The 19,258-nt window shown below is 74.4% G+C and carries 19 protein-coding genes; 12 read left to right on the top strand and 7 right to left on the bottom strand.

Translation table 11 applies throughout. The annotated features are described in order from the left end of the window. Nucleotides 1-29: 29 nt before the first annotated feature. The 4 genes from NQU55_RS00340 (at nucleotide 30) to NQU55_RS00355 (ending at nucleotide 5,230) form a co-directional block, all read left to right on the top strand. Nucleotides 30-416 carry a VOC family protein gene (locus NQU55_RS00340; protein ID WP_168092981.1) on the top strand — a complete coding sequence of 129 codons (387 nt, stop codon included), beginning with the start codon at nucleotides 30-32 and terminating at the stop codon, nucleotides 414-416. A 141-nt stretch (nucleotides 417-557) separates the two neighbouring features. Further along, entirely contained in the window at nucleotides 558-2,291 is a 1,734-nt protein-coding gene (locus NQU55_RS00345) for a sigma-70 family RNA polymerase sigma factor (protein ID WP_256789354.1), read from the top strand. A gap of 136 nt (nucleotides 2,292-2,427) precedes the next feature. Then, nucleotides 2,428-4,413, top strand: a complete 1,986-nt coding sequence (locus NQU55_RS00350; RefSeq protein ID WP_256789355.1) for an RICIN domain-containing protein — start codon at nucleotides 2,428-2,430, stop codon at nucleotides 4,411-4,413. Nucleotides 4,414-4,549: 136 nt separating this feature from the next. Continuing rightward, nucleotides 4,550-5,230, top strand: coding sequence for a hypothetical protein (locus NQU55_RS00355; protein ID WP_168094703.1), 681 nt, complete (start codon nucleotides 4,550-4,552; stop codon nucleotides 5,228-5,230). Here NQU55_RS00355 and NQU55_RS00360 read toward each other — a convergent pair. From NQU55_RS00360 to NQU55_RS00370, 3 genes are all read right to left on the bottom strand, one after another. After that, nucleotides 5,178-6,170: an alpha/beta fold hydrolase gene (locus NQU55_RS00360; protein WP_168094704.1), complete on the bottom strand. Its 993-nt coding sequence runs from the start codon at nucleotides 6,168-6,170 to the stop codon at nucleotides 5,178-5,180. The two genes, NQU55_RS00355 and NQU55_RS00360, sit on opposite strands and share 53 nt — an antisense overlap. Before the next feature lie 92 nt (nucleotides 6,171-6,262). Continuing rightward, nucleotides 6,263-6,565 (bottom strand): hypothetical protein, encoded by a 303-nt coding sequence (locus NQU55_RS00365; protein WP_058041490.1) that lies wholly within the window; start codon nucleotides 6,563-6,565, stop codon nucleotides 6,263-6,265. Nucleotides 6,566-6,718: 153 nt separating this feature from the next. Then, a complete protein-coding gene (locus NQU55_RS00370) occupies nucleotides 6,719-7,645 on the bottom strand; it encodes a phytoene/squalene synthase family protein (protein WP_168094705.1) in 927 nt (308 codons plus the stop codon). 126 nt (nucleotides 7,646-7,771) lie between these two features. Here NQU55_RS00370 and NQU55_RS00375 point away from each other — a divergent pair, with 126 nt between their 5' ends. Then, the gene (locus tag NQU55_RS00375; RefSeq protein ID WP_168094706.1) at nucleotides 7,772-8,173 is read left to right on the top strand and encodes a YunG family protein; all 402 of its coding nucleotides are present in this window, start codon (nucleotides 7,772-7,774) and stop codon (nucleotides 8,171-8,173) included. A gap of 32 nt (nucleotides 8,174-8,205) precedes the next feature. On the opposite strand, the gene NQU55_RS00380 is transcribed toward NQU55_RS00375, so the two are convergent. Continuing rightward, nucleotides 8,206-8,787 (bottom strand): TetR/AcrR family transcriptional regulator, encoded by a 582-nt coding sequence (locus tag NQU55_RS00380; protein WP_168094707.1) that lies wholly within the window; start codon nucleotides 8,785-8,787, stop codon nucleotides 8,206-8,208. 69 nt (nucleotides 8,788-8,856) lie between these two features. Here NQU55_RS00380 and NQU55_RS00385 point away from each other — a divergent pair, with 69 nt between their 5' ends. From NQU55_RS00385 to NQU55_RS00395, 3 genes are all read left to right on the top strand, one after another. After that, complete coding sequence (locus tag NQU55_RS00385) at nucleotides 8,857-9,339, top strand: SRPBCC family protein (RefSeq protein WP_168094708.1); 483 nt, start codon at nucleotides 8,857-8,859, stop codon at nucleotides 9,337-9,339. A gap of 91 nt (nucleotides 9,340-9,430) precedes the next feature. Next, nucleotides 9,431-10,312 (top strand): SAM-dependent methyltransferase, encoded by an 882-nt coding sequence (locus tag NQU55_RS00390; protein ID WP_256789359.1) that lies wholly within the window; start codon nucleotides 9,431-9,433, stop codon nucleotides 10,310-10,312. Between the two features lie 101 nt (nucleotides 10,313-10,413). Then, nucleotides 10,414-11,190: a lysophospholipid acyltransferase family protein gene (locus NQU55_RS00395; protein ID WP_168094710.1), complete on the top strand. Its 777-nt coding sequence runs from the start codon at nucleotides 10,414-10,416 to the stop codon at nucleotides 11,188-11,190. Nucleotides 11,191-11,312: 122 nt separating this feature from the next. On the opposite strand, the gene NQU55_RS00400 is transcribed toward NQU55_RS00395, so the two are convergent. Continuing rightward, nucleotides 11,313-11,819, bottom strand: a complete 507-nt coding sequence (locus tag NQU55_RS00400) for a pyridoxamine 5'-phosphate oxidase family protein (RefSeq protein ID WP_168094711.1) — start codon at nucleotides 11,817-11,819, stop codon at nucleotides 11,313-11,315. Nucleotides 11,820-11,912: 93 nt separating this feature from the next. Here NQU55_RS00400 and NQU55_RS00405 point away from each other — a divergent pair, with 93 nt between their 5' ends. Together NQU55_RS00405 and NQU55_RS00410 are read left to right on the top strand one after the other, a co-directional pair. Next, the gene (locus NQU55_RS00405) at nucleotides 11,913-12,638 is read left to right on the top strand and encodes a hypothetical protein (protein ID WP_168094712.1); all 726 of its coding nucleotides are present in this window, start codon (nucleotides 11,913-11,915) and stop codon (nucleotides 12,636-12,638) included. Nucleotides 12,639-12,813: 175 nt separating this feature from the next. Beyond that, complete coding sequence (locus tag NQU55_RS00410) at nucleotides 12,814-14,214, top strand: cytochrome P450 (protein ID WP_256789361.1); 1,401 nt, start codon at nucleotides 12,814-12,816, stop codon at nucleotides 14,212-14,214. Nucleotides 14,215-14,218: 4 nt separating this feature from the next. Here NQU55_RS00410 and NQU55_RS00415 read toward each other — a convergent pair whose 3' ends face one another. Beyond that, on the bottom strand, nucleotides 14,219-15,355 hold the full coding sequence (locus NQU55_RS00415; RefSeq protein ID WP_256789363.1) for an isoaspartyl peptidase/L-asparaginase family protein: 1,137 nt from the start codon (nucleotides 15,353-15,355) through the stop codon (nucleotides 14,219-14,221). A gap of 203 nt (nucleotides 15,356-15,558) precedes the next feature. Between NQU55_RS00415 and NQU55_RS00420 the strand changes: the two genes are divergently transcribed. Further along, nucleotides 15,559-17,160, top strand: coding sequence for an ABC-F family ATP-binding cassette domain-containing protein (locus NQU55_RS00420; protein WP_168092322.1), 1,602 nt, complete (start codon nucleotides 15,559-15,561; stop codon nucleotides 17,158-17,160). A 131-nt stretch (nucleotides 17,161-17,291) separates the two neighbouring features. On the opposite strand, the gene NQU55_RS00425 is transcribed toward NQU55_RS00420, so the two are convergent. Then, nucleotides 17,292-18,053 (bottom strand): class I SAM-dependent methyltransferase, encoded by a 762-nt coding sequence (locus tag NQU55_RS00425; protein ID WP_168092323.1) that lies wholly within the window; start codon nucleotides 18,051-18,053, stop codon nucleotides 17,292-17,294. Between the two features lie 184 nt (nucleotides 18,054-18,237). Here NQU55_RS00425 and NQU55_RS00430 point away from each other — a divergent pair, with 184 nt between their 5' ends. Then, nucleotides 18,238-19,179: a peptidoglycan recognition protein family protein gene (locus NQU55_RS00430; protein WP_168092324.1), complete on the top strand. Its 942-nt coding sequence runs from the start codon at nucleotides 18,238-18,240 to the stop codon at nucleotides 19,177-19,179. Nucleotides 19,180-19,258 lie beyond the last annotated feature (79 nt).

Genomic DNA, 19,258 nt, shown 5'->3' on the forward strand with positions numbered 1-19,258 from the left:
CGAATACCTGAACGCCGGGGGAGTGGGGCGTGCTGCACCATCTCGAACTGTGGGTGCCCGACCTGCAGCGCGCCGAGAAGAGCTTCGGCTGGCTGCTCGGCGCCCTGGGCTACACGCCCCACCAGCACTGGGAGCACGGCCGCAGCTGGCGGCTCGGCGCCTTCTACCTCGTCGTCGAGCAGTCGCCCGCGCTCGCGGCCGGCACCCACGAGCGGTGCAGGCCGGGCATGAACCACGTCGCCTTCCCCGTGGAGAGCCGGGCGGCCCTCGACGCGCTCGTGGACGAGGCCCCGGGGCACGGCTGGCGGCTGATGTTCCCGGACCGGCACCCCTTCGCCGGCGGGCCCGACCACTACGCCGCGTACCTGGAGAACGAGGACGGCTTCGAGGCCGAACTCGTCGCCGCCGGGGTCTGAGCGCCCGTCATACCCGCCCCGGCAAAAAAGATTCCGCCGAATCCAAGATTTTTCTGTTATCCGCCGCACGCCCCCAGGTCTCCCATGCGTAAGGCCGCTGATGCGGTGGAGCGGGAACCGCGGAAAGAGGGTGGGCGGAACGTGAACTTGGACAGCACGGCCGGACTGGTCGAGGCGGCGCGCGGCGGGGACGACGCCGCACAGGACCAGCTGGTCGCCGCCTGCCTGCCGTTGGTCTACAACATCGTCGGCCGTGCCCTGAACGGGCACGCGGACGTCGACGACGTCGTGCAGGAGACCATGATCAGGATGGTCGGCGGCCTGAACGCCCTGCGGGACCCCGAAGGGTTCCGCTCGTGGCTCGTCGCGATCACCATGAACCAGATACGCAGCCACTGGCGCAAGGAGCTCAAGGACCGCAAGGACGCGCCGTCCGGCGGCCTGCAGGAGGTCGGCGCAGCCGCCGCCCCCGAACCCGACTTCGTCGAGTGGTCGATCATCCGTCTCGGCCTGCAGGGACAGCGCAGACAGGCTGCCCAGGCCACGCGCTGGCTCGACGGCGACGACCAGGTCGTCATGGCCCTGTGGTGGCAGGAGGCCGCGGGCGAGCTGAGCCGCGCCGAGGTCGCCGCGGCCCTGGGCCGCTCGCCGCAGTACACCGCCGTCCGGGTCCAGCGCACCAAGGCCCAGCTGGAGACAGCCCGCGTCGTCGTCCGGGCGCTCGCCACGGACCCGCGCTGCCCCGAGCTCACGGACGTCCTCGGCGGCTGGGACGGCGCGCCGAGCCCGCTGTGGCGCAAGCGCATCGCCCGGCACGCGCGCGGCTGCGCGGAGTGCGGCGGGCACTGGTCCGCGCTCGTGCCCGCGGAAGGGCTGCTGGCCGGCCTCGGGCTCGTGCCCGTCGGCGCCGCCCTCCTCGCCCGGGTCAACGGAGCGGTCCCGGGCGGCCCCCTGACGGCCTGCGCCGCCACCGCCCCCGCCACCGCTCCCGGCGGCGCCTCCGCCGGGGCCCCGGAGCCGTCGGCGGACCCCGCACCGCCCGGGGAGCCGGCGCCGGGCACCCCCGCCGACCTCGGGCGCCTGGCGCGCCGGGCGGTCGTCGCCGCCGGTGTCGTGGCCGTCGTCCTGGGCGGCACCCTGGGCGGCCCGCACCTCTTCAACGCCGCGCCCGAGAGCGCCCGTCCGCAGGCCCCCGGCGGCCCGGTCCAGGTCGTCCCGGTCACCGCGGGCGACCCCGCGCCCACCGGGCCGGACCGCACCGACGCCGCGGCCGTCGCCCGCTCCGACACCGACGGCCGCACTCCCGTGCGCGCCTCCGCCTCCGCCCCCGCCGCCCCGTCGGCGCAGGCACCCGCCACCGCGACTCCCGCCGCGGGCGCCAGCCCCTCCGGGCCCGCCGCCGGGAAGCCGGCCGCTCCGAGCGCGACCCCCGCCGGAGCCGGGACCGGAGCCGGAGCCGGAGCCGGCACCACGGCCCGGCGGACACCGCCGCCGCCCGCCCCGGGCGCGGGTCCCGCCCAGGAGGTCGTCCGCATCGTCAACACCGAGCGCGCCAAGGCAGGATGCGGGCCCGTCCGCTTCAACGCCGAGCTCGTCGCCGTCGCCCAGCGCCACACCGACGACACCGCCTCGCGCACCCCCGCCGGCCAGTGGTCCGCCTTCGCCCGCCGGGCGGCCGCGCCCGGCCACCACTGGAGCTCGTACGGGGTGAACGCCTCGGCCGGGCAGAGCAGCGCCTCCGCCGTCGTGTCCGTGTGGATGAAGGACCCCGCACACCGCCGGACCATCCTCAACTGCGCCTACACGGAGCTGGGCGTCGGCGTCTCCTTCGCCTACGACGGCCCGCGCTGGATGCAGGTCTTCGCGGCGCGCTGAGCGCAGCCGCCCCCGAACCACCCCCCTCCGCCGGGCGGGCCGGTCAGCGCCGCGCCCGGCAGTTCCGCAACCCCCACCGAGAGGAACTCCTTTGCCGCGCAAACACTCTCGCCGCCGCAGCAGAACCGGCCGCCGCGTGATACTCACGGCGGTCGCGACCGCCGCGGCCGCCGGAATCGCCTTCGGCGTCATGAACACCGGATCCGCCACCTCCACCCCGGGCTCCCAGGCCGGGGCCGCGAACGTCCCCGCCGCGCAGCCGGTGCACAAGAAGGCGCCCGCCCCCCTCACCTCCACGCCCCCGGCCGACAAGCAACGCGGTCTCGTCTACGACGGCCTCAAGCCCGCCCCCAAGGGCGACCCCTGCGTCGGCGTCTACAGCGTCTCGCGGGCCGGGCTGTGCACCCACGGCCCCGACGCCCCGCCCAAGGGCGTCGACATCACCAAGGACACCCCGCCCGTGGCGGGGAAGACGGACGCCCCCTCCCTGACCGGTGACGGCGGCAAGGCCCCCTCGGCCGACGAGGCCCTCGGCGGCGCCCCCTCGGTGGTCGACGCCCGCAAGGGCGGCGTCGCCGCGGCAGCCGCCGCCCCGGGCCCCGGTGCGCCCGCGAACCCGCAGGCCGGCTCCGGCTCCAAGGTCGTCTGCGAGGGCGACGGTTCGACCGGCAACCGCGTCCAGGTCCTGTACGTCCACGCGCCCGGCCGCGACCGCTTCGGCCAGTACGCCGCCTCCTTCAAGCAGTGGGCCGCCGAGACCGACGTCATCTACAACGCCAGCGCCAAGGAGACCGGCGGCGAGCGGCACGTCCGCTACGTCACCGAGGCCGACTGCACCGCTTCCGTCCTGAACGTCGAGGTCTCCGCGGGCGACCTGCAGGAGTTCGGGGCGATGAACAACGCCCTGGCCGCCAAGGGCTTCAACCGCCGCGACCGCAAGTACATGGTCTTCGCCGACGCCCAGGTCTACTGCGGCATCGGCACCTTCAACGGCGACGAGCGGCCCGGCGCGGACAACCTCAGCAACTTCGGCCCGTCCTACGGCCGTACGGACTCCGGCTGCTGGGGCGGCAGCACCCCCGCCCACGAACTGGGCCACAACCTCGGCGCCGTCAACAACAGCGCCCCGCACACCAGCAGGGCCGCGCACTGCGTCGACGAGTGGGACATCATGTGCTACTCGGACGCCCCGCACTACCCCAAGATGCAGGTCCTGTGCCCCGAGCGCACGGGCGACCAGCGGCTGGACTGCGGCCACGACGACTACTTCCACACCTCGCCCAAGCCCGGCAGCTACCTGGCCACCCACTGGAACATCGCCAACAACCGCTTCCTGATGGCGGGCGGGGGCAGCACGAACCCCGACCCCGGTCCCACGCCGACCCGTACCCCCGACCCGACGCGGCCGCCCACGGCCGGGCCCGACGCGCGGGTCAGCCAGATCACCCCGAACTCGGCCGTCGTCAGCTGGCCGAAGGTTCCCTCGGCCACCGGCTACGACCTGCTGGTCAACGGCAAGAAGACGGCCGACGTGAAGGACGTGGTCGTCCGCCTCACGGGCCTCGCTCCCAACACCTCCTACAAGGTCGCCGTCGCCGCGCGCGGCGCCGACGGCAAGGCCTCCGCGCCGGGCCGCGCCGCCTCCTTCCGCACCCTCTCCACCGACGGCGGCTCCCCGACCCGGCCGGGCACCCCGTACGTGATGGTCAACGGCCTCACCGGTGAGGCCCTCGACCTGTGGGGCGGCTCCTCGGCGGACGGCACCGTCGCCATCGCCTACCAGCGCCACGGCTACGCCAACCAGCAGTGGTCCTTCGAGAACGCCGGCGGCGGCGCACTGCGCGTGAAGTCGGTCCAGAGCGGCAAGTGCCTCCAGCTGGGCGGCGGGGACCGCCCCGTGGCGGGCCAGTACGTGGCCCAGCAGCCCTGCCGGGACACCGCCGCGCAGAAGTGGCGGCTGAACTCCGCCGGCGGCGGGTCGTACGTCCTGCAGCCCGAGGGCTCGTCCCTGGTGCTGGGCATCAGCAAGCGCTCGTACTACGGCGGCCGCCTGCTCGAACTCCAGCAGAAGAACGACCAGGGGTACCAGAACTGGACCCTGTCGAAGGCCGCCTCCTCCTGACGGCCGCCCTCTGACCGGGCCGGCGACCGCTGCTTCCCCCTTCCCCCCACCGGATTCCCCCCACGGATTCCCCCCACCGGCGGTCGCCGGCCCCTTCCGCACCACCCGTCCCGACACTCTCCGAGGAACCGCCACGATGAAGCTGCGCCCCACCACCCTGGCCCCCGCGCTCGGATGCGCCGCCCTGCTCGTCCTGGGCACGCCCGGAACGGCCGCCGCGCACGGCGACACCATCCATTTCGCCGTCGGCGGCGAGCAGCAGGGCGGTCACGTACGGACCGTGGCGACCTGGGAGAACGACGGCGACCCCGTCGACGAGCACGTCGCCGGCACCCTGACGGCCACCGGCCCGGACGGGCGCACCGCCGGCCCGTGGCAGCTCGTGGCCGCCGAGGGCGGGAAGGGGGCCTACACCACTCGCGAGACCCTGCCGGAGGGCACGTGGAAGGTCGTCGTCCACTGCGGCTTCCCGGACCTCGGCCACGGCGAGGGGACGGTCACGGTCGCGGCCGGGACCGCGGGCGCCGGGCAGGGTCCTGCTCCGGCCGAGAGCGCCGCCGCGACGCCCCAGGGGTCCGGTCCGGCCGGCCCGGTGGCCGCCCGGCGGGAAGCCGCGTCCCCGGAGAACGAGGAGGCTCCGGCGGCCCCCTCGTTCTCCTCGCGTACGGGCCTCGTCGCGGGCGCCTGCGCGGCCGTCGCCGTGGCGGCGGCCGCCGTGGTCCTCCTGCTGCGGTCCAGGCGCTCGGTCGCGGCAGGGGCTGCGGCTACGCGTTCGGGGACGGCAGGGACGACAGGAAGCCGAGGAGCTCGGCGTTGACTTCCTCCGGGCGCTCCTGCTGCGTCCAGTGACCGCAGCCCGGCAGGGTCACGCTGCGGCGCAGCCCCGGCACCGTCTCCTTGAGGGAGGCCAGCAGCTGCTCCATGCCGGGGAAGGCCCGCACGGGGTCGCGGTCGCCTCCCACGTACAGGGCGGGCACCTCGATGCGGAGGTCGTGGAAGGGCGCGAGGAGCTCCCAGTTCCGGTCGAGGTTGCGGTACCAGTTCAGGCCGCCGGTGAAGGCGCGTTCGCCGTGCGCGGAGAACTCGCGCACGAAGGCGTCCACGTCCTCCTCGGTGAACCAGCCCGGCAGCTCCTCCGGCTCCGCCATCGTGTCCAGGAGCGTGCGGCCGGCCGGGACGACCCACGGGCGCGGCGGGTCGGTCTGCGCGCTGTCGCCCGAGCCGCTGAACAGGATCCGGCGGAACGACGTCGCCGGATCCCGCGCCAACTCCGCGTCGGCGACGCCGGGTTCCTGGAAGTACAGCTGGTAGAAGCCGTCGCCGAACACGGAGCGCAGCGCCGGCAGCGGAGCCGCCGGGCCGTGCGGCAGCGGCGGCACGCTCAGGCCGGCCACGCCGCGGACGACGTCGGGCCGCAGCAGCGCCGTGGTCCAGGCGACCGGCGCGCCCCAGTCGTGCCCGACGACCACCGCGCTCTCCTCGCCGAGGGCGTGGATCAGGGCGATCACGTCACCGGCGAGGTGCAGCACGCTGTACGCGCCGGTGTCGTCCGGCTGTTCGCTGCGTGCGTACCCGCGCTGATCGACCGCGACGACCCGGTACCCGGCTCCGGCCAGCGGCCCGAACTGGTGCCGCCAGGAGTACCAGCACTCCGGGAAGCCGTGCAGCAGGACGACCAGGGGGCCTCGCCCCTGCTCCGCGATGTGCAGCGTTACTCCGTTGACCTCGACGAAGCGGTGCTCGACCGAGCTGGTCATGTGTCCTCCCGGGGGGCGTCCTGCAGACGTACTCCACAGTAGGGGCGTCCGCCCCGCGGCGGAGGAGACGTTGACCACTCGGCCGGTCCGCCTCAGCCGTCGGGGTTGGCCTCCAGACAGGTCAGCTCGATGTCGTCGATGATGGCCTCGTTCGTCTGGCCCTTCAGGTGCGCGACGTTCTCGATGCCGACCGCCATCCACCCCGACAGGCTCATGACGAGCACCCGCAGCCCGTCCGTACCGTGCTTGGCGAGCACCCGGTCCGCCACCTTGAGCGCTTCTTCGGGCACCCGTTCCGCCGGTTCGAGGCCGACGATGGTGCGCATCAGCCCGATGGTGGTGTGCGAGATCTCCGGTGCGATCGCCCGCAGCCTCCGGTCCTCTTCCTCGTCCACGTGTCCTCGATTCGTCCGTCAGCCGGTCACGTGCAAGCACCCTAGGCGGCCGCGCGCGGCGGCCGCAGCCTGAACACCAACGGGTGATCGCTGCTACGGGTGAATCGTGGTCAAGAAGCTCTCAAGTCGCCCCGGGCGGTGGTCGGAAGGCACTCAGAGGGCGCGGCGCCGGGCGGTCCGCGCGCGGCCGCACTCCCGGAGGAAAACCCGCAGGGCGGCAACGGCCGCAGGGCGCGCCGACCCGCGCAACAGGCCGCAGCCCTTCGCCGCCGCGGCGTCCGTGGTGAGCACTTCCAGCTCCACCATCGCCCGCACGAACGGGCGGTCGACCGGTGCGGTGAGACCGGCCAGGCGGCGGGCGTCCAGCAGGTCGTGGCGCGCGCGGCGCAACTGACCGGCCAGGAGCGCCCGTACGGCGGCGGTGTCGCGCGCCGACTCCAGGTCGTCGCGGGAGACGCCGTGCTCCTCCAGCGTCTCCCGGGGGAGGGCCAGGCGCCCGCCCTCCAGGTCCACGGCCAGGTCGTTGACGAAGTCCAGGCGCTGGCTGCCGTCGATGTACGAACGGCAGGCCGCACGGTACGCGACGGGGTCGGTGCCCGGGTCGAGCAGGCCGGCGACGAGCATGAACGCCGGGAGCGAGTAGGCGTCGACGTAGTCCTGGTAGGCGCCTTCCGTCGCGAACCCGTCGAAGTCGAGATCAGCCGGTGCGGCCTTCAGGAAGTCCTCGACCGCTCCGGCGAGCCCGGGGCGGGTCGTCACCGTGTGGATCAGTGACCGGATCACCGGATGGTCCGCCCGCCCGCCGGCCAGCGCCTCGCGTACGTCCCGCTCCCACGCGGCGTAGGCGGAGGTGCGCTCGGCCCGGGTGCCGCCGTTGTCGAGCGTGTTGTCCGTGTGGTGCATGAACGCGGTCATGGCGATGACGTGCGGGACGGTCGCACGGGGCAGCAGCAGCCGGACGGCCGCGTAGGCATGGCGCCGGTAGCGCGAGACGAGGTCGCGCTGCTGCGTGAAGTCGTCGCGCAGCCGCCGGTCGTGGACGCCGGCGGCGTCGAGTGCCTTCTCCCACGTGCTGGTCATGGTTCCTTTTCCCATCGGCTGGTTCCGGCCGCTGAGGGCCAGGATGACTGTACGTCGTGCGCGCCGTCAGGCGTCGGCTCGCCGGTCCTCCCGGCACTGTCAGTGGTCGCTGCCAGGATGCGCAGCATGACACCGTGGCTTCTCACCGACATCGAACGCGCCGTCCGCAGCAGCTGGGACGCCGACACGTGCACCCCCGAGTACCGCTCGCGCTGGACCCCGGACAATCCGGCACGCGACCAGTGCGGCGTGACCGCGATGGTCCTCAACGACCTGCTGGGCGGCGAGCTCATCCGGGGCGAGGTCCGCGTCGACGGCGTGCAGACCGACTTCCACTGGTGGAACCGGCTCGGCGAGGGCGTGGAGATCGACCTCACCCGCGAGCAGTTCTCCCCCGAAGAGATCGTCACCGGCGGCCGGGTCATCCCGCGCCCGCCCGAGATCAAGCGCCTCCGCGAGGAGTACGAGCTCCTGCGCGAGCGCGTCCTGGAGAAGCTGCGGACGGGCACGGCCGCGGCCGCGCGCTAGGCGCACGGGAGGAGTGCTCAGGTGAGGAGTGCTCAGGTGAGGAGTGCCGCCGTGCACTCCTCGGCCAGGTCCTCCGCGTGTCCGGGGAGCACCTCGCCCGCCCGCAGGTGACGGCGGACCAGCGAGAGCGGCAGGTCGATCACGGCGACGGAGACGCGTTCCAGGGCGGCGGGGTCCTCGGCGCCGAGGGCCGCGGCCAGGCGGGCCACGGCGGCCCGCACCCGCCGGTGGCCGTGCTCGGCGCGCCCGGCCTGCTCGCCGGGCCACTCGGCGCGCCCGAAGTCCCGGGCCCCGTAGAGCAGAAGGGCGGCCTCCTCCGGATGCGCGCGGCTCCAGGCGACGACGTGGCGCGCCGCCGCGCTCCCGGCCCGCCGGGGGTCGGCCTCCCCTTCGAGGGCGGCGAACCAGCCCTCCTGGAAGCGTTCGACCGTCCGCAGCCACACCTCGGCCAGCAGCACGGTCCGCCCGGCGAAGCGGTGGTACACCGACCCGCTCGGAGCCCCCACCTCCTTGGCGACCGCGGACATCGTCACGCCGGCCGGTCCCGACGCCGCGGCCAGCCGTACGGCGGCGTCGAGGAGCTGGTCGAGGTCGAAACGGGGTGGTCGGGCCATGAGCCGGAGAGTACTCTCCACAATATTGGAGAGACCTCTCTAATATTGCTTCCGGGAGACGGAGGATCCATGGACGTCCACAACGTGCACGAGCGCCTGCTGCCCGTGGCGGAGCACGAAGCGGGGGCGCTGATCGACTCCCTCGCGAGTGACGGGGACCGGCTGTGGCCGCACGGATCCTGGCCGCCCATGGCCTTCGACCGGCCCCTCGGGCCGGGGGCGGCCGGCGGCCACGGCCCCGTCCGCTACACCGTTGCCGCCTACGTCCCCGCCACGTGGGTCCGCTTCGCCTTCACCGGGCCGCGCGGCTTCCACGGCTTCCACGAATACGCGGCCCTGCCCGCCGGAGACGGGCGCACCGTCCTGCGCCACACCCTCTCCATGAGCGCCCGCGGCCCGGCCCGCCTCACCTGGCCACTGCTCTGGCGCCCGCTCCACGACGCGTGCCTGGAGGACAGTCTCGACCTGGCCGAACGCGCCTGCACGGGGACGGTGGCGAGGCCCGCACGCTGGAGCCCGTACGTCAGGCTGCTGCGGGCCCTGGTCCGCTGACGCGGGCCGATCATGGCTGGTTCGTCCCGGTGTTCACCACCAGGCGGGGGTAAGGCTGATCCCGACCGGTCCTGCGGCGAGAGGAGCACCTGTGCACAAGGAAGCGAATGGGGAAGCGAACCAGGACGTGAACAAGGAAGCGAACCAGGACGCGAACGAGGAAGCGACGCGCAGCTACTACGACTCCGGCGACGTGGACGCCTTCTACGGCGCGGTCTGGGGCGGCGAGGACATCCACACCGGCATCTACACCCGCCCCGGCGAGCCGATCGCCGAGGCCTCCCGCCGCACCGTCGAGCGGGTCGCCGACCGGCTCGCGGGCAGCTTCGGCCCCGGCGGCACCGTCATCGACCTCGGCTCCGGATACGGCGGGACCGCCCGCCGGCTCGCCGAGCGCTTCGGCTGCCGCGTCGTCGCCCTCAACCTCAGCGCCGCCCAGAACGAGCGGCACCGCGCCGTCAACGCCGAGCGCGGCCTCGACGGCCTCGTCGAGGTCGTCACCGGCTCCTTCCACGACGTGCCGTTCCCCGACGGCCACTTCGACGCCGTGTGCTCCCTGGAGGCCTTCTGCCACAGCAGCGACCGGCCGAAGGTGCTGAGCGAGGCGGCCCGCGTGCTCAAGCCCGGGGGAGTGCTGGCCTTCACCGACATCATGGCCGCCGAGGACGCCTCCGCGGAGGCGCTGCGCCCGGCCGTCTCCCGCCTCGGCGTGGACGCCCTGGCCACCGTGTCCTTCTACCGGGACCGGCTCTCCCGCCTCGGTCTGTCCGGCATCGGATTCGACGACCACAGTGGCCAACTGGTCAACCATTATGTCCGGCTGACGGAGGAGACGGCGGCGCGCGCGGCGGAGCTCGGCGGGCGCATCGGCGCCGCCTACCTCGGCCACCTGCAGGAGAACCTGCCCGTATGGGTGGACGCCGCGCGCCGCGGACGGCTGCGGTGGGGCGTCCTGCATGGACGCCGTCCGTAATCAACCGGCCACGGAGTGGCTCAATCGGCCTTCTCCCGCTGATCCATACCCGCGAGTAGCGTGCCCGGGCGCGGGGGGCTCTCTGGGAGAAGGGCGTTTGCATGTTCTATTGCGCGTTCAAGGCCGTGGTGCTGGTCCCGCTGCTGCGGTGGCTCTTCCGGCCGAGGGTGGAGGGGCTGGGGCGGGTCCCGCGGCACGGCGGTGCGATCGTCGCCGGCAACCACCAGTCGTTCACCGACCAGTTCCTGATGGGCGTGACCCTCCGGCGCCGGATCACCTTCCTCGCCAAGCAGGAGTACTTCACCGGCCGCGGCCTCAAGGGCAGGCTCGCCGCCGCCTTCTTCCGCGGCCTCGGCGCGATACCCGTCGACCGCTCCGGCCGCGGCGCGGGACAGGCCGCCGTCGAGGAGGGCGTGAAGGTGCTCCGCCGCGGCGAACTCCTCGGCATCTTCCCCGAGGGCACGCGCTCGCACGACGGACGGCTGTACAAGGGCAAGGTCGGCGTCGCCGAGATGGCGATCCGCTCCGGCGTGCCCGTCGTGCCGTGCGCGATGATCGGCACGTTCGAGGCCCAGCCCGCGGGGCGGCGGCTGCCCCGCCTGGTGCCCGTCACGGTCCGCTTCGGCGAACCCCTGGACTTCTCCCGCTACGCGGGCATGGCGGACCAGCGGCACGTGCTGCGCGCGGTCACCGACGAGATCATGTACGCGATCCTGAAGCTGTCGGAGCAGGAGTACGTCGACGTGTACGCCGTCGACGCCAGGGCCCGGCTGAGCGCCCTCGGCTCCGGCCCGGCCCGCGCCGAGGTCCTGGGGAGCACGCGATTCGCTCCCGGCCCGGACCGCGCGGCCCCCGGAGAGGACCGCACCGCGGCGTAGCGGGCGCACACCCGTGGGGCGGGCGCGCCGGGCGGCCGGCAGGATCTCCGCCGGACCGCCCGGCCGCGCCCTCCGTCACCGCCGCCGCCCCGTCCCCCGGCGAGCCCGTCACCGCCCGCCGCTCAGACGAGCCACTCGCCGTCGCGCATCAAGTGGCGTCCGCGGAGCTCGGGTTCCTCGTGCCACGCCTGCACGGCGCGCGGCACCACCTTGAAGTAGGCGTACGCGTCCCCCTGTTTGCGGGGGTCCCAGCCCGAGTGCCGGGCGAACGCGTCGCCCGCCGCGTCCGGCACCTCCTTGGTGCCGTACGTCTCCACGTCGCCGTCGATGAGGACGACGTCGCGCGTGTGCCCGAGTGCGAGCCGGGCCCGGCCGCCGTCCCGCAGGTTGCGGCCCGTGGGGTTGGCCGGCCGGGTCGCCATCCAGATCGCCTCCCCGTCCCACAGGAACCACAACGGCACCAGGTACGGCACCCCGTCGGCGCCGGCCGAGGCGACCCAGATGTCCAGCTCCCGCCCCAGCCGCTCCAGGACGTCCCGCTTGCGCTGCGCTCCGCTGCGGATGACGGGGGTCCGCCGGTCCCGTGCCTCCTCCGGGGCCTGCCCGGCCGTCTCCGATTCGATCTTCATGCCCGGACGCTATCCGCACGGGCCGCGGTGCGCCTCGGGCTGCGGCCGTAGGGCCGTCGACCGACCCGGCCCGGGCCCGTAGGCTGCCCGCTCATGAACGACGACGTGCGCAACATCGTGCTGGGACTGGTCGCCAGCGGGATCAGCGCCGCCGCGGGCTGGTTCGTCCGGACCCTGCTGTGGCGGCGCCAACTCCGGCGCAAGCAGATCTTCTTCGGCCTGCCGGCGGGCTCGGAGTGCCTGCTGGTGGTCAACCAGGACCCGAGCGCGAACGGCTGGGGCGTCGCACGGCACGACGCCTTCGCGCTGCTGGAGATATCCGCGCTGATCAAGGAGTGCGGGGCGCACGCGGACATCGTGGTGCACGACGCCGCCCGCCAGGGGATCGGCGTGCGCACCGAGTTCTGCGTCGGCGGTCCCGTGTCGAACCGGCGCACCGAGGCCCACCTGCGCTCGCTGCTGCCCGGTGTCGCGGTGGCCACCGGCCACGGCGGGCCGGAGGGGGGCGCGCTCACCGTCGGCGGCGAGACGTACCGGGTGGACAAGGGGACGGCCGAGTACGTCCTGCTCGCCCGGCTGACCGGGCCCGGCGGCAGCCGGCCGGTCTTCCTCGCCTCCGGCCAGCGCAGCGTCACCAACCAGGCGGCCATAAGGTATCTGGCCCGGCACCACGAACAGCTCGCCCACCGTTACGGGCTCGACGGCACGTTCTGCCTCCTGCTGAAGGTCGTGAACTCGGACGCGTACGGGCCGGACATGGTGGAACTGGTCTCCGACGTCACCGCGGCGGCCACCGCCGCGCCGTCGCCCACTCGCTGACGGTCCCGTTCCCGGCCCCGTTCCCCGCCGGGGGCTCACCCGATCCGGCGGCGCGGGCCGTGCGGTGGTTCCTTCCGCGGGGGCGGCTTCGCTACGGTGGCCGTGCCTGCCCCGCTGCCGCGACGACACCGTGCCCGGAAGCCGATTCCGGGAGCGGACCCCTGGAGGCACGTCCATGGCGATTCCCGGTCACGACCGGTCGCCCGCGGACCCCGGCCTGCGGGCGGGCCGGGCGCCGGGGGCCCGGCCCCTGGCAGGGCACCTGCCTGTCCTCTACAGGTCGCCGCTGGACTTCCTCGGCGCACTGCCCCGCCACGGGGACCTCGTCGAGGTCCGCATCGGCCGCCGCCCGCTGTTCGTGCTCTGCCACCCCGATCTCGTGCGCCGGGTCCTGACCGACGACCGGACCTACGACCGGGAGGGTCCCTCGTACCAGCGCTCCCGGCGCGCGATGGGCAACGGCCTGGCGACCTGCCCCCAGGCCGAGCACCGGACGCAGCGCCGGCTGATGCAGCCCGCCTTCCGCCCGGACCACCTCGCCCGGTACGCGGCGGTCATGCGGCGGACGATCGGCGAGGCCGTGGACGGCTGGCGCCACGGGCAGCGGATCGACCTCGGCGGCGAGCTGTTCGCGCTGGCCACCAAGACCGCGGTGCGGGCGCTCTTCGACGCCGAGCTGCCGCCCGCCGAGGGCCGGGAGCTGCACGAGGCCCTGGACACCTTCCTCAAGGGCATCTACCGGCAGACGCTCCTGCCGTGGGCCGCCGGGCTGCCCACCCCCGGCAACCGCCGCTACGGGCGGGCGCTGGCCCACGGGCAGGCGTACACCGCGCGCCTCGTCGAAGGCCGCCGCGCTGGTGCCGGGACCGGCGGCAGCGGGGACGTCGCCAAGGACGTCCTCTCCCACCTGCTCTCCACCCGTCTGCCCGACGGGACGCCGGTCGCCGGCGACGCCGTCCACGACCAGTGCACCGCGCTCGTCCTCGCCGGCTCCGAGACCACCGCCTCCGCGCTCGCCTGGTCCTGTCACCTCCTGTCGCGCCACCACGACGTCGCGGAAGAGCTCTACGCGGAGGCGCACGGCGTCCTGGGGGGACGGGCCGCAGCCCAGGAGGACCTGCCCCGGCTGCCGCTGACCGGGCGGGTCGTCACCGAGGCCCTGCGGCTGTACCCGCCGGCATGGCTGATCCCGCGGGTGACCACCACGGAGACCGAGCTGGCGGGCCGTCGCCTGCCGGTGGGCAGCATGGTGGTGTTCAGCCCGTACGTCATCCACCGCCGCGGCGACCTCTACCCCGAACCCGGCCGGTTCCGGCCCGGCCGCTGGGCGGAGGAGGACGTTCCGGCCGACGGCCCCGCAGCCGACCGGAACGCATCGCTCCGTGCCTACGCGCCGTTCGGTCTCGGCGCCCACCGCTGCATCGGGGAGTCCTTCGCGCTGACCGAGGCGACGTTGGCGCTGGCGACGATCGCCGCCCGCTGGAGGCTGCAGGCCGTTCCCGGCGCCGTCGTCCGCCCGGCGGCCAGGGCCGTGCTCGCCCCCGAGCGCCTGCCCATGTACCTGTACGCGCGGTGAGCCGTCACCGGCCGGTGCGCGACTCGTCGGGGAAGATCTTCGTGACGATCTCGCCGCCGGCCGTCAGATAGCCGTAGAGCATGCCCTCGCTGCTGTGCGGGGCGGCGAGCACTCCGTCGGGGCCCAGCGCGATCACGCCGCCCGTGCCGCCCAGCCCGGCGAGCCGCTCGTGCACGACCTCATGGGCCGCAGCGGTCACGTCCCTGCCGCCGAACTCGACCAGGTGCGAGATGGTGGACGTCGCGGCTCCGCGGATGAACACCTCGCCGTGCCCGGTCGCACTGGCCGCGACCGTTCCGTTCTTCGCGTACGTCCCCGCCCCCACGAGAGGCGAGTCGCCCACGCGGCCGGCCATCTTGTTGGTCATCCCGCCCGTGGACGTCGCGGCGGCGAGGCCGTGCTTGCGGTCGAGGGCCACGGCGCCGACCGTGCCCATCGCGGACTCGCCGACGGCCTCGGCGCCGAAGGCCTTCCCGCCGGCAGGCTTTCCACCGGCAGTCTTCCCGTCGGCGGACTTCCCGTCGGCGGACTTCCCGCTCGCCGACGGCGAAGTGCCGCCCCTGCTCTGCTCCTTGGCCTTCATGAGGCTGTCCCAGCGCGCCTGCGTCCAGTAGTAGTCCTGGGTGACCGCCTGCAGGCCGTTGCGCACGGCGAAGGCGTCGGCACCCTCGCCCGTCAGCAGCACGTGCGGCGTGCGCTCCATCACGAGGCGGGCGGCGGAGACGGGGTTGCGCACGTGGCGGACGCCGGCCACGGCACCGGCCGCCAGGTCCGAGCCGCGCATGACCGACGCGTCCAGCTCGTGCCCCGCGTCCTCGGTGAACACCGCGCCCTTGCCCGCGTTGAACAGGGCGTTGTCCTCCAGCGACCGCACGGCCGCCTCGACCGCGGCCACGCTGCCGCCGCCGTCCCGCAGGACCTTGCGGCCGGCGCGCAGGGCGTCGGCCAGCCCGTCGCGGTAGGCCTTCTCCGTGCGGGCGTCGGTGTCCTCCCGCCGCAACGCCGTACCGGCGCCGCCGTGCACGGCCAGCACCACGCCGGTCGCCTCCGGCCGGGCCGACGGCTGCGACAGCGCGGGCAGTGCCACCGCTACCGCCACCAGGGCGGTGAGGACGGGAAGGATCCAGAGTCTCGAACGCATGCGCATGGGCCTCTCTCCTTCGCTTTCGCGATCCGGGCTCGCTTCACGGGGCGTTCGCCGGTCCGGGCGCGCACGTAATACGGATGCGCCCGCCGCGCTCGCGCGGCTACCCTCGGCCCCATGTCTACGCCCCGCATTTCTTAGCTCAAGGACCCGATCCCACGCCACCCGTGTGTCCTTGAGCTGTTCCGGAGCGTAATCCCATGATCACCGTTCGCGGTGCCGGCATCCGTGCCGGCGCCCGCCTCCTGCTGTCCGACGTCTCCTTCCACGTGGCCCCCGGCGACCGCATCGGCCTGGTCGGCCGCAACGGCGCCGGCAAGACGACCCTGATGAGGACCCTGGCCGGCGAGCTGAGGCCCGCCGCCGGAGACATCACCGTCACCGGCTCCCTCGGCTACCTCCCGCAGGACGCGCAAGCCGCCGACCCCGCCACCCTCCTCACCGACCGGATCCTCTCCGCCCGCGGCCTGGACCGGGCCGTCCGCGCGCTGCGGGCCGCCGAGGACGCCATGGCGAAAGCCGGCGGCGCGGCCGCCCAGGAGCGTGCCATGAACGCGTACGCCCGGGCGGAGGCCGTCTTCCAGGCCCGCGGCGGTTACGCCGCCGAGGCCGAGGCCGCCCGCGTCGCCGCCGGCGTGGGGCTGCCCGCCCGCACCATGGGCGAACCGCTGGGCACCCTGTCCGGCGGGCAGCGGCGCCGGGCCGAGCTGGCCCGCATCCTCTTCGCCGGGCACGGCACCCTGCTCCTCGACGAGCCGACCAACCACCTGGACGCCGACGCGACCGCCTGGCTGCGCACCTTCCTGACGGCCCACCGGGGCGGGCTGGTGCTGATCAGCCACGACACCGGCCTGCTGGCCGACACCGTCAACCGCGTCTTCCACCTCGACGCGCACCGCGCCGCCGTCGACGTCCACAACACCGGCTGGAGCGCGTACCTGGCCCGGCGCGCGGCCGACGAGCGGCGCCGCACCCGGGAACGGGCGAACGCCGAACGCAAGGCGGCCTCGCTGCGCACCCAGGCGGACCGGATGCGCGCGAACGTCGCCACCGCCGTCGCGGCGAAGAACATGGTCCGCCGCGCCGACCGGATGCTCGCCGCCCTCGAACCGGCCCGCCGGACGGAGCGGACCGCCCGGATCCGGCTGCCCGAGCCCGCCCCCTGCGGGCGCACCCCCCTCGGTGCCGTCAGCCTCGTCAAGTCCTACGGCGGCCGCAGCGTCCTCGGCGGCGTCGACCTCGCCGTCGACCGGGGGAGCCGGCTCGCCGTCCTCGGCCTCAACGGCGCCGGCAAGACCACGCTGCTGAAGATCCTCGCCGGGCGCGAGGCCCCCGACGGCGGCCGCGTCGTCCACGGCCACGGCCTGCGCCTCGGCTACTTCGCCCAGGAGCACGAGACGCTCGACCCCGCGCTGACGGTGCGGCAGAACCTGGCCGCGGCCGCTCCCCACCTCGGCGACGGGGAGGCCCGGCACGTGCTGGGAGCGTTCCTCTTCGGCGGCGACGACGCCGACAAACCGGCCGGGGTGCTCTCCGGAGGCGAGAGGACCAGGCTGGCCCTGGCCGGCCTCGTGCACTCCGGCGCCAACGTGCTGCTGCTGGACGAACCGACCAACAACCTCGACCCCGCCTCGCGCGACGAGGTCCTCGGCGCGGTCGGCGCCTACCCCGGCGCCCTCGTGATGGTGACGCACGACGAGGGCGCCGTCGAGGCGCTGCGCCCGGACCGGGTCCTCCTGCTGCCGGACGGCACGGAGGACCTGTGGGACGACGGCTACCTGGACCTGGTGTCCCCGGCCTGAGACCGGCCGGCGGGCCGCGCGGCGGGAGGCCCCGCGGCCCGTCCGGTCACACGGGTTTGCGCGTCACACGGCCCACCGCGTCACACGGCCCACCGGGTCACACGGCCCACCGGGTCACACGGGCTTGCGGGTCACACGGGCTTGCGGGCCTCGATGAGGAAGCGTGCCGAGTGGGCGATGAAGGGGCCTTCGGCCGTGATGCGTTCGTGCAGCTCGCGCAGCCGGTCGCGGTACTGGTCGACGGTGAAGCCGGGGACCATCCAGATCACCTTCCGCAGAAAGTAGATCACCGCGCCGACGTCGCGGAACTCCATCCGCAGGGTCTCGGCGCGCAGGTCGACGACGCCGAGCCCCGCGGCCTCCGCCTCCCGCCGCTCGTCGTCGGGGTGCCGCCTGCGCCGCACCTCCTCCGGCTGCGGGCCCAGGAAGTACTCGACCAGCTCGAAGACGCTGGCCGGGCCCACGTGCTGCGCGAGGTACGTACCGCCGGGCCGCAGCACCCGGGCGATCTCCTCCCACCACACGGTCGCCGGGTGACGGCTGGTCACGAGGTCGAACGCCTCGTCGGCGAAGGGCAGGGGAGGCTCGTCGGCATCGGCGACCACGACCGCCCCGAGGGGGTGCAGCAGCCTCGTCGCCTTGGCGACGTTGGGCGGCCAGGACTCCGTGGCCACCATCGTGCGGGGCAGCTTCCGCGCGCCGGCGAGGACCTCCCCGCCGCCCGTCTGGATGTCGAGGGCCGCGTCCGCGAGGGCCAGGCGCTCGCTCATGGTGCGCTGATAGCCCCAGGAGGGGCGCTCCTCTGTGGCCCGGCCGTCCAGCCAGGAGAAGTCCCAGCCGGCCACGGGGGCCGCCTCGGCCTCGGCCACCAGTTCGTCAAAGCTTCGTGACATATCAGAAGTAATACCGCAAAGCGCATCGATAGTCTCCGGGGTTTCCGGGGCGGCATTCACCACCGGAGGCACCCGTTCCCGGTGGCGTGCGGCATGGGAACGGGCATACCGCGAACAGACGTGCGTGTCGCCGTGCGGTGCGGCGCGCACGCGCACCCCCACCCCCCAGCCCCGAGGAGTCGTGATGGCCTGGTACCCGGGCGCCACGAAGATGGAGCTCCAGCCGGAGTCGGACGACCAGCCGGCGATCCGGCCCACGCAGTTCATCCTGCACAGCGTCGGCGCGCCGTGGACCGCGCGCCGCCTCTACGAGTTCTGGCGCGAAAGCACCAACCTCGAGTCGCATTTCGGCGTCGGTTACGGAGGCGACCTCGCGCAGTACATCGGCACACAGACCCGCGCCGACGCCAACTACCGGGCCAACCTGCGCCCGGACGGCAGCGGGGCGGTGAGCATCGAGACCGCCTCCAACCTGGAGCACACCGACCCGTGGACCGACCGGCAGGTCGACAGACTCGTCGAGGTCGGGGTGTGGCTGCACCAGTACCACGGCCTGCCGTTACGGGTCTGCCGCTCCTGGGACGAACCCGGCTACGGCTACCACCGGCTGTTCCCGCAGTGGTCCTCGGGCGGCACGGCCTGCCCGGGCGACGCCCGCGTGGGGCAGTTCCACGACGTGGTCTTCCCCGCCATCGTGGCCCGGGCCTCCGGCAGGCCCGCCGACCCGCAGCCGGGCGGGGCGGCGCCGCGGACGCTGGGCGAGTACACCGACGCGCGGACCGCGCTCGTCCCAGGCGCGTGGACGACGCTCTCGGTCAACGGCCAGACCTTGATCAGCGGCGCGAAGGCGTACACGGCCACGGTCTTCCTGACCGTGACCGTTCCGGCGGGCAGCACCCTCCAGGGCCGCTTCTACCACCAGCGGGCGGACGGCTCCCGCTGGAACGGCCCGATCGTCGAGCGCATCGCGACGGTGGGCGCGTCCTTCGTCGACTTCACCCACCACGGGTCGGTCTCCGAAGGGGAGACCGTCCGCTTCGAGGCGTGCTACGACCCGCCGGCGCCGGGCGTGCGCGACCCGGGCACGGTCTCCGCCTCGCGGGCGCGCGGCTTGTACTGGACCTGACCCGGCGGCGGGAGCGGTGGCGGAACGCCGGGCCGAGGGGCGGCCGGGCCGGGTCTGCGGCGACCCGGGCCGGGCCTGC

Source organism: Streptomyces telluris, assembly GCF_024519335.1.
Lineage (GTDB): Bacteria > Actinomycetota > Actinomycetes > Streptomycetales > Streptomycetaceae > Streptomyces > Streptomyces telluris.

Excerpts from the sequence above, each read along its gene's own strand:
- NQU55_RS00355 (WP_168094703.1), top strand. The coding sequence starts at position 4,550 with ATGAAGCTGCGCCCCACCACCCTGGCCCCCGCGCTCGGATGCGCCGCC.
- NQU55_RS00360 (WP_168094704.1), bottom strand. The coding sequence starts at position 6,170 with ATGACCAGCTCGGTCGAGCACCGCTTCGTCGAGGTCAACGGAGTAACG.
- NQU55_RS00370 (WP_168094705.1), bottom strand. The coding sequence starts at position 7,645 with ATGACCAGCACGTGGGAGAAGGCACTCGACGCCGCCGGCGTCCACGAC.
- NQU55_RS00375 (WP_168094706.1), top strand. The coding sequence starts at position 7,772 with ATGACACCGTGGCTTCTCACCGACATCGAACGCGCCGTCCGCAGCAGC.
- NQU55_RS00380 (WP_168094707.1), bottom strand. The coding sequence starts at position 8,787 with ATGGCCCGACCACCCCGTTTCGACCTCGACCAGCTCCTCGACGCCGCC.
- NQU55_RS00385 (WP_168094708.1), top strand. The coding sequence starts at position 8,857 with ATGGACGTCCACAACGTGCACGAGCGCCTGCTGCCCGTGGCGGAGCAC.
- NQU55_RS00395 (WP_168094710.1), top strand. The coding sequence starts at position 10,414 with ATGTTCTATTGCGCGTTCAAGGCCGTGGTGCTGGTCCCGCTGCTGCGG.
- NQU55_RS00400 (WP_168094711.1), bottom strand. The coding sequence starts at position 11,819 with ATGAAGATCGAATCGGAGACGGCCGGGCAGGCCCCGGAGGAGGCACGG.
- NQU55_RS00405 (WP_168094712.1), top strand. The coding sequence starts at position 11,913 with ATGAACGACGACGTGCGCAACATCGTGCTGGGACTGGTCGCCAGCGGG.
- NQU55_RS00410 (WP_256789361.1), top strand. The coding sequence starts at position 12,814 with ATGGCGATTCCCGGTCACGACCGGTCGCCCGCGGACCCCGGCCTGCGG.
- NQU55_RS00415 (WP_256789363.1), bottom strand. The coding sequence starts at position 15,355 with ATGCGTTCGAGACTCTGGATCCTTCCCGTCCTCACCGCCCTGGTGGCG.
- NQU55_RS00420 (WP_168092322.1), top strand. The coding sequence starts at position 15,559 with ATGATCACCGTTCGCGGTGCCGGCATCCGTGCCGGCGCCCGCCTCCTG.
- NQU55_RS00425 (WP_168092323.1), bottom strand. The coding sequence starts at position 18,053 with ATGTCACGAAGCTTTGACGAACTGGTGGCCGAGGCCGAGGCGGCCCCC.
- NQU55_RS00430 (WP_168092324.1), top strand. The coding sequence starts at position 18,238 with ATGGCCTGGTACCCGGGCGCCACGAAGATGGAGCTCCAGCCGGAGTCG.